This is a genomic window from Microseira wollei NIES-4236, assembly GCF_020521235.1.
GTDB classification, from domain to species: Bacteria; Cyanobacteriota; Cyanobacteriia; order Cyanobacteriales; family Aerosakkonemataceae; genus Microseira; species Microseira wollei.
This window is the reverse complement of record NZ_BLAY01000265.1, coordinates 1-9,254: the sequence shown is the minus strand read 5'-3', so window position 1 is coordinate 9,254 and position 9,254 is coordinate 1. Positions and strand designations below refer to the sequence as shown.

The 9,254-nt window shown below is 41.0% G+C and carries 7 protein-coding genes and 1 pseudogene; 3 read left to right on the top strand and 5 right to left on the bottom strand.

The features are described from left to right. Positions 1-176 precede the first annotated feature (176 nt). The gene (locus MiSe_RS44950; protein WP_226593157.1) at positions 177-1,199 is read right to left on the bottom strand and encodes a long-chain acyl-[acyl-carrier-protein] reductase; all 1,023 of its coding nucleotides are present in this window, start codon (positions 1,197-1,199) and stop codon (positions 177-179) included. A 344-nt stretch (positions 1,200-1,543) separates the two neighbouring features. Further along, complete coding sequence (locus MiSe_RS44945) at positions 1,544-2,239, bottom strand: aldehyde oxygenase (deformylating) (RefSeq protein ID WP_226593155.1); 696 nt, start codon at positions 2,237-2,239, stop codon at positions 1,544-1,546. Positions 2,240-2,412: 173 nt separating this feature from the next. Here MiSe_RS44945 and MiSe_RS54275 point away from each other — a divergent pair. Both MiSe_RS54275 and MiSe_RS44935 read left to right on the top strand, forming a co-directional pair. Next, positions 2,413-2,777: pseudogene (locus MiSe_RS54275) on the top strand (carbohydrate ABC transporter permease); the annotation flags it as partial. A 420-nt stretch (positions 2,778-3,197) separates the two neighbouring features. After that, the gene (locus MiSe_RS44935; protein WP_226593152.1) at positions 3,198-4,163 is read left to right on the top strand and encodes a glycosyltransferase family protein; all 966 of its coding nucleotides are present in this window, start codon (positions 3,198-3,200) and stop codon (positions 4,161-4,163) included. Between the two features lie 92 nt (positions 4,164-4,255). On the opposite strand, the gene MiSe_RS44930 is transcribed toward MiSe_RS44935, so the two are convergent. The 3 genes from MiSe_RS44930 to MiSe_RS44920 form a co-directional block, all read right to left on the bottom strand. After that, positions 4,256-5,959: a glycosyltransferase family 2 protein gene (locus MiSe_RS44930; protein WP_226593150.1), complete on the bottom strand. Its 1,704-nt coding sequence runs from the start codon at positions 5,957-5,959 to the stop codon at positions 4,256-4,258. Continuing rightward, complete coding sequence (locus tag MiSe_RS44925) at positions 5,952-6,848, bottom strand: class I SAM-dependent methyltransferase (RefSeq protein ID WP_226593148.1); 897 nt, start codon at positions 6,846-6,848, stop codon at positions 5,952-5,954. Before MiSe_RS44925 ends, MiSe_RS44930 begins: the two co-directional genes overlap by 8 nt. Positions 6,849-7,046: 198 nt before the next feature. Next, positions 7,047-7,820, bottom strand: coding sequence for a putative sugar O-methyltransferase (locus MiSe_RS44920; protein WP_226593146.1), 774 nt, complete (start codon positions 7,818-7,820; stop codon positions 7,047-7,049). A gap of 280 nt (positions 7,821-8,100) precedes the next feature. On the opposite strand from MiSe_RS44920, the gene MiSe_RS44915 reads away from it, so the two are divergent. Next, positions 8,101-8,643: a GNAT family N-acetyltransferase gene (locus tag MiSe_RS44915; RefSeq protein WP_226593144.1), complete on the top strand. Its 543-nt coding sequence runs from the start codon at positions 8,101-8,103 to the stop codon at positions 8,641-8,643. The last annotated feature ends 611 nt before the right edge of the window (positions 8,644-9,254 follow it).

The window sequence follows — 9,254 nt, the reverse complement described above, 5'->3', positions numbered from 1 at the left end:
TGTAACGCACCACTAGCGCCTGGTGCTAAAGGCGCAAACCTATTCACTGATAGTAAAAATTGAGTTAGTAGGGTGCGTTAAGGAAGTGTAAAGCACCACTAGCGCCTGGTGCTAAAGGCGCAAACCTGTTAACTGATAGTAAAAATTTACCTTTGAAATGCGCCTGACACACCCTACTAAAATGTCAGCAATGGTTGAAAGCCGTGTTTAACCGACCACTCACCCATTTGTTCCATCTTTGCCACGGTAATCTGATTTCGTCCCCAAGAAAAGTTGCTGTGCCACTGTTCAAATTCCAACAGCATTGCTTCAGCGAAACATGCAAATAACTGGCGTTCAGGCACTTCCATATTGACGATTTGCATAATTTTCCAGTCAATATCCAGGGAGTGTTCTACAATCCCGCCATTCAGGACATAAACCCCCGGATGCTGAACTTTGGTTCCCAAATTCTTGGGATATCCGCCATCAATTAACAGACAAGGTTGCTTCAAAACTGTGGGGTCAATTTCCACGCCTTTGGGCATACTGGCAACCCAAACTACAATATCTGCTAAAGGTAGGGCTTCTTCCAGTCCCAAAATTTTGCCCCGCCCCAATTCTTCCTGCAACGCTTCCAGTCTATCTTTGTCGCGGGCAATTAACAACAATTCTGCTACATCGGTACGAGTATTTAACCAGCGACAAACCGCACTGCCAATGTCGCCCGTTGCGCCGCAAATTGCTACCGTCGCTTTCGACAATTCAATCCCCAAATTTTTCGACGCTGCTTCCACTTGCCGACAAATTACATAGGCGGTGTGTGTATTGCCCGTCGTGAAGCGTTCAAATTCTAGTTTGGTATTGCGGACTTCGGTAACTTGATTGAGGTTGAAATTCTCGAAAATAATCGAGGAAAAACCACCCAATGCGGTGATATGAATGTCGTTTTTTTGGGCAAGCGCCATCGCATTCACAATTTTGCGCGTTGCTGCTTTAATCCGGCGATTTGCCAGCATTTCGGGCAAGAAGCATGATTCTACATACCGCCCGGCGATTTTTTGTCCCGTCGCGCTGGTGACGGTAATATCATCGACGATTTGTGGCGGGGCAGAACACCAAAAATCCAGCCCTTGATCGGCATATTCCGGGTAGCCTAGATCTCTGGCTACGGATTGGGCATGTTCCAAACTGGTTAAGTGACCGATGAGACCAAACATTATATAACTATTTAGTAAGTCGGTAATTAGGACTGGACGCAGAGTTGCGCTGGATCGATGCGGGGATCGACCCTTAAAAATACTACACAAAAATGTTACCCAGGTGAGCAGAGGTGCTCCAGGGGCAGGGGGGCAGATGTGCAAAAGTGCAGAGGTGCAGAGGGGCAGAGGGGCAGAGGGGCAGAGGTGCAAAGGGGCAGAGGTGCAAAGGGGAATTTGAATCTACATTCTCCCCAGCTCCCCCAGCTTCCCCAGCTTCCCCCGCTTCCCCCGCTCCCCCCGCTCCCCCCGCTCCCCCAGCTTCCCCCGCTCCCCCAGCTGCCCCCGCTCCCCCCGCTCCCCCGTTAGGCAGCTGCCAGTCCGTGGGCGGATAACCGCATCAGTTCGCGGCTAGTAAAACCGATGTTACCAAGTGCTTCTCCGTAGGAAATCATGAAGTCTTCTACCAAAGCTTCTTTTTCCATGCCTAAAACGCGGGCGTCGTCTTCGACTTGGTTGAGCATTTTCCAGACTATGGGCAGGTTTTGGCGATTGGCTTCTTCTAACTCGGCTTTGGAAGCTTCAAAGTGTTCTTTCAGCCAAACTTCACCGAAGTTGAGGTGAGTGTATTCATCTTTAACAACCCCTTCAGTAATTTTGCGAGCAAAGGGATCGGCGCAGGGGATGTAGATGTTGTAGGCAGCGATCGCAAAGCATTCGATAATCAAAGACTGAATCAGCAGGCAGGTGACGACTTTGCCTTCTCCATAAGCATCTTTGAAGTTTTGGTGCAGTTGAGCAAAGAATTCCTTGGCGAATTCCATATCCGGCGTCACCTCGAGGTTGCGCCCGCAAGCTTCAAACCCTTTTTTGTGGCGACTCTCCATTTTGGAGAGGCGAATTAACTCTTCTTTTTGTTCTGGCAGCAGTTGGGCCAATTGAATGTAGTTCTCGTAGGCTTCTTGTTCGCCTTCGATCACGATCGCATTGATGCGGCTATATGCATCTTTGTAGGTTTCGGTTTGGAAGTCAATGGCTGGGCTAGCTACAGTCTGCTGCATAAGTTGATTCTCTCCTGTTGGCGTAATTTAGCTGAGCCGGGATAAGTAAACCTCATCAATTAAACGTGAGGGTCAAAATCGCTTAGTTTAACTTAACAAATCTCCGGCTCACAGATTAAGACTGGTTGCAATATATTTCCTAAACTTAAAGCATAGGATGAAATCTATACTTTATGGGCAAAAGATCGCCAAATCAACCATCCTGCGAGTTTTGGCAACCCCTTAGCCTGGTTTTGCTTTGTTTGGACCCAGTTATTGTGCTGCTACCCTTACTCGTTGTCTTATTCACGTCCTTTGCGCCCCCTGGTGCGAATCTGACACTCAGCCTCTTTCCAGCTAACCCAACCCCCGCTAACTATCAGGAGGCTTGGCGGCGGGGGAATTTTCTCCTGGCGTTTGCCAATCGCTCTTGGTAGCGATCGCCGTCACCGCTTTTCAGATTATCACCTCGGCGATCGCTGGCTACGCTCTGGCAAGGCTAAATTTCCCAGGACGGCAACCAATATTACTCATTGTCCTGGCAACGCTGGTAATTCCCTTGTGCTAAGGGTGAGGCAGTGAACCTTTACTTGACAATTTAGTGCAATCGTGATTTGAGGAAAAGAAACAAAAACGGCACTTACGCAAAGAAACCTGGTTTCTCTGAAAAATCGTTGGTTTGGCAACCAGAGATCTACGTAGAAACTTTGGTGATAGAATCGTCGTGCTTCAGTCCTGAAACAGAAACCAAGTTTCTGACTGTGCTTTATGATAAGATGATTGCACATCGCTTTTATAGCAGTTCGCGCTGGTGTGTTTACAGATACCAATTGTCTGATTTGTAAACACTTTCCTGCTCATTGCTATAGATTTATCCCTGGGATAAATCAGGTTGATATATCAAGAATTTTTGGGTTAGATCAAAAATCAATCATAGAATATTGTTTAACTTTAAACTTTGTAACAAGGGAGGTTTGTGATGAAAATTGCTATTGTTGGTTGGGGTTATAGTCCCGCACCACCATTATCAAATTCTATTTATACTTTAATGAAGGAATATAAAATATTTTTAGAAAAGATTGGGCATCAAGTTGATTTTTTAGATGAAAAAGATCCTGAGATAACTATCAAATACCTGAACGAGGGTAAATATGATTTTGTGCATTTACACGCGTATCATTTTGCTGAAGTTTTTAATCAAAAACTTCAGCAAAAATATTGTTTTACCTGCCAGTATGGTTACTTGTTGAAAGAAGATAGATGGGAGGAAGAATTTAAACAAGTATTTCCATCTTACATGAGCGTACCCGGTATAATTACCCCTTCGCGTCAATCAGAAGAATTTTTTAGAAAAAAAGGATATTCTGGATATATCAGAGTGCAACCTAACGCTATAGATACTCAGAAAGTCAATTTTAAAGAAAAAGGAAATAATAAGGCTGTTTGTTTAGGTTGGATTCAACCAAGAAAGCAGCAGAGATTACTGGCAGGAATGATTGATGGAAAGTTAGAGTTAGATTTTGTCGGGCCTTTAGATGACCCTGATTTTACAGAAGGAACGACGACAAAATATTTAGGGATCTGGAGTTTACCACAAGTTTATGCCAACCTCACAGATTATAGTTGTTTAGTTTTAATTAGCGATGGAGAAGTTGCACCACTCGTAGTACTAGAAGCGATGGCAGCAGGTTTATCTGTTGTCGTTTCAGAATCTGCTAGTGCTAACTTACACTGCAAAGATTTTATTAGAGTTTTGCCAGATGATATATTAACTAATGCTACAGCCGAAAATAAACAAATTGTTTGTGATACGATGGCGGAGTTAATTGAAAAAAATCAATTTTATCGGCCAGAAATTGTAGAATATGCCAAAGAGAATTTTGATTTTAGTCACCTGATCAAAAACTATGTTCAGATTATTGAGGAATTTACAACTTTTTGTTAGTAAATAGCTCATCTATCTAATCTATGGTAATTAGTCATCTGTATTCTCAAGGCTAACATTCCCAGCTTTTCAAATAAGTTGGGAATATCATTCTATGGAGAATCGGTATTACTTGTTTTCATAGCTGCAATTTCAGACTTTGCTCGTTCTAATTCTACCTGAGCTTGCTGAAGTTGGGATTGCCAGTGCTGCTGAGATTGCAAAAGTTGTTGTGTAGCTGTCAGCAACATGTATATCTGGCGATGAGAATAATTTGATGGTTCTATTTGAGACAAGTAGCGACGAAGATGATATTGATCGCGAGCATGATTTTTATTAGAATGCATCATTGAATCAGGACGCAGCCTGTAAAAGTAAAGAGGATATGTGTAATAGCCCATTTTTTCACTAGTTACAGATGTAGCCACCATAATTTGCCAATCATGACACACTACACCTCTATCTTCAGGATGCTTAAATTTACGTAAAATTATTATAGAAAACAGCGAAGCAGCATCACCCCAACAATTACATTGCAACATGGCAGGTAGTAACCCCCCAGTGAAAGAATAAATCGAAGGATCGCGTTTAACGCCAATAGTATGCGTTCCAAAAGCCATCATCGGAGAGTTAACAATAGCAGCATTAGAACCAACAGCTGCTTTGACATATTTTTCTACCATGAAAGGTAATGCTATATTATCAGCATCGAAAGGGATAAAATAATCTCCTTCTGCAAGTTCAATTAAGTAATTGCGAGATGCACCTAACCCTCTATTTATATTAGATTTAATAAATTTAAAATTTGGAAACATCAACTGAGCTTGATGAATAACCTCCTGTGTATGTTCATCTGTAGAAGCATCGTCTAGCACAATTACTTCTAAGTTTTTGTATGTCTGTACGCTGAGGCTATTCAGACACTCTAAAAGGTATTTCCCCAAGTTATAGCAGGTGACTCCAATAGTCACCTTTGGCAGACTGTAAGTTTGTGGAGATGATTTCACACCTAGTTCATCAAGCTCGTTCTTCTTACTTGCAAGTTTTTCAACTATAGGTATAAAGTCGGAAATGTGTAGTGCGTGAGACGTTTTCCAACCGTAAGATTCTACTTTGGATTTCAGATAGTCAGATGTGAAAAATGCTAAATCAGCATTCTCAAAAGAATACTGTTCATAATAGCAAATTTGCCAGAACACATCAGGAGCATTTTCAATATATTTTTCGTTAGTCTCAGATATCCACTCATGTCCACCGTGGAGGGTGACACCAGTCACACAATTAGCTTCTAATATATTTGCCTGTTTTGCTTGAATAGTACGGTAACCAATGCCACCATATTCATGAAATTCGACATAAACAAGAGATTTTTTAAAAGTAGTAGTAACAGCTTGAGTGAAAAACAAACAACAATAGCTTGTGTAATCAATCGGATCGCTATACTGGAGTTGAGATAAAATTGCTGAGTGAATAGGCTGAAGATTTAAAACTTGATCTAACTCGCAAATAGAGAATATATGGTTGACATAAGGTATATTTGATTTGCCATCAAATTTATCTGGAGAACAGCAGAGTAGCAGAATTATATACCATCCATCTTGCGAAAGCTTTTGACTTAAAGTGTTGTAATAGGTTCCAATCCCGCCATTTCCAAAAATACCTTCATATTCATTAGTAACTAGCAAAGCAACTTTGTTAGCTTGGGATTGAAGCAGGTTTGAAACAAATATATCTTTAAAATTTATTTTGAACCTATCTTCTGAACCGACACGCATTAAGTCATCTGTAATCATCTGTAAAATATCTCCTTTAATCACAGTTTTTCTGGCTAGATATACAATCTTCTAATTCTGCTTGTAGCTGTTGTAGTTGCAGTTGCAATTGCTTTACTTCAGAATCACTTTGTTGGTATTGTAATTCCAGAACTTTTATTTGTTGCTGCATTTCATGAACTTTGTAAGCCAATATTGCTTTATCATATTGCAGTTGCACTAAATTAGATTCAACCTCCTGGGTTGAAACCCGATCAATGTCAACAGTAACTTGAGTATCTAAAGTTTCAACACCCATTTTTCTAATGGCAACATCGTGATAACCATTAGTAGATAAAGCTAAGAAGATAAACTCCCATCCTTGGGTTAAGCAAAATTCATTGACAGCTCTTGAAACACCGTATGGATGTGCTTCTAGTGGTGACCATGAAGTATAATCATTGAAGACTAAAATTCCATTTGATTTCACCTTTTGAGCAGCGCACTGTATATCTCTATAAACCCCATAATACGAATGGTCTGCATCAATGTATATCCAATCAAAATGTTGATCGGGAAACTGGGAAAGCATTCTTACCGAATCACCTTCGTGAATCTGGATAACTCCACTTTCAATTTCCCGTACAAATTTTTCTGTTTCAAAAATAGACCAGTTTATATCTATGGTATGCAGTATTGCTGGTTGAGTCACATCAATTATCTTTCTGGCAAAATAACCTGTTTGAGTTCCTACTTCAGCAACAACTGCATTCTTTGGCAAGTAATATAACAGATTCTCCCTACTTGAAATTACCAGGCATTTGTTTACATGTATTTCTTTGAGCGGTTGAGCAAATTCAAAAAAATTGCGATCGTTTTTTTTACATTCTTCTATTGCTTCTAAGAAAACCTTTCTGGCTAACAAAAATTTTTCTTGAAAATTTACACTATCCATACTTCACCGTTTAAAGTTCTGTGGTAATTCACCCAATTTTGACAAAATGTATCCCCAAGCCATTCAACTTGGGAAAAGCACCATGATTAATCACCGTAGGTAAGGCACAAAACACAATAAAAAGGTTGGTTTTAGGGAACCATAAACAATCCCCACCCTCCAAAAATTGCCATCAAGCAACTGGTGCAAAATGTGAGTTCACCAGACTAAAATACAATCTTTAGGGTGTAATATGCCAACTTCTTGATTTACTCTGATTTGGGGAATGAGCTGAATCAACTCTTCTTTTGTGTAAGAATTAAAATCTTCTGGATTGATTTCATTGTATGTAATATAGCCTCTGGTGGCAGAAAGAAGCACTTTTTCTAGATAAATATCTTGTATTTCTCTTCTGATCTCCGTAAAGGCATAATTGCTGATCGCAAGGTCATAACTCTCTTTGGGTAATTCATTCATTGTTTTATAGATCGGCGTCGTGTTTAACGGGTAATGGTCTAAATACCTTTTAGCTAGCATTAGCACTGGTTTCAAGTCAACCAATGTATAGGTTTTTACCTTAAAATAACTACTGATAATTCGGCAAAGTCCTCCATAACCAACTCCAATTTCACATATATTTAAGTTGTCTAGAGTGCCGAATTCAGTTTCCAAATCTGACAGAATTTTTATGTATCGCAGAGTAGGAGGTGCTATTGTTCCAATGCCTTCGTAATCAAAAACTTCAGGATTGCCAATCCGATCGTTTTTCAGGAATTCATTAATCTTACTCAATACATTAGACTTTGACTTATTGATTGCTTCCAGATACTCTAAACCTTGCTCGAAGCAGTCGTGTTCTAATGCAGTTCTGTACATTTCATTGCACCGAAAATCTCTGAATATGGAATAATCTAAACTTGCTTGCCAACAGAATTCAGGATAGTCAATATTGTCAGTCAGGCTAGTTTGAAAAGCCTTATCTTTGAAATCCATGCTTACCGCTGTCCTTATTCAGGCATAACTATTTATTCAACCGAGTTATTCAGCAAGTCTTTAAGAATCTGTGAATTGCTCTTTGTCAGAATACCACATATCAGCTATCTATGCAATATTTTGTCTGAAACATCCTAAATACGCTCTCTGACAGCGTTCTGCCAAATGGTATAATTTAGGTTCATGACTACGATCGCTGGTACGGTTGCTGAAAAGCTTTACCAAAAAAGGCAGGAGGCAGGAGGTTTGCCAAAATTTCCCTCTGCCACGGGGTTTAGCGATGAAAGTTTTTCTAGAGACAGAAAGATTGATATTAAGGCAGTTTACAGATTCCGACGCGGATAACTTATTTGAGTTGGATAGCGATCGCCAAGTAATCCGCTTTGCCAATCTAGGCATTATCAAGGGCGGCGACCCCACAGATACCGATTACGAAACAATCCGCAACAAAACCTTGCCCAGATTGCTCGCATATTATCAGAAGTATGAAGGTTATGGATTTTGGGCAGCGATGGAAAAGTCCAGTAATGAGTTTATCGGTTGGTTTCAATTTAGACCAGCATTAGACAGTCCATTCAACGTCGCTTCGGGCTTTTACGGTAACAACGATATCGAACTGGGGTATCGATTGCGAAAAGTTTCCTGGGGGAAAGGTTACGCCACAGAAGGTGCGAGGGCGCTGGTATTAAAAGGCTTTTCCGAATTAGGAACTCAAAGAGTTGTGTCTTCAGCTTTAGCCGCGAATCGCGCATCTATCCGCGTCATGGAAAAAGCGGGGTTGAAATTTTTCCAGAATTATATGCATCCGGAAATAGAGGCATAAGTAGTAATTTATACAAAAAAAATCCTATTCAAGGCAGGATTAACATTACAGCGGATTGCAGGCGCATGAGGTACACCGAAGGAATGCAATAGCGGCAGCAAAAATGGCAGCCGCTATTGCATTCTTGCGCCAAAAGGCTTTACTTCACTCGCTGGCAATCCGCTATAAGTAGGTGAGTATAAATAAACTGAACACCGGGCGGGCGGTTAGCCCACCCCACAAGAGATCTGAAATTCTTGTGGGGTGGGACGTATTGCCCGCCCCGCGCTTACATAACTATTTTCACTTTATTTACCTGCACCTACTTATCAGATTAACCGAGATATCCCAGTCGTAGGGGCAAGGCACGATTACAGCGGATTGCACTCGTATGAGGTACACCGCAAGTTTGTCAAGCGCGCAGCCATTTTTGCTGCGCGCTTGACAAACAAAGCCTGAAGGCTGTACCTCACTAAGAAAGCAATCCGCTATAAGGTTATCAGATTAACCGAGATATTTATCTTGCCGTCCCCTGGGAGAGCGGGTAACTTCTTAACTTGCGTCCAAAACTAGCGATCTGGCGCTCGAATAGCGGAAAAAATCCGCTCAAAGTCAATCATAAAATTATTAAA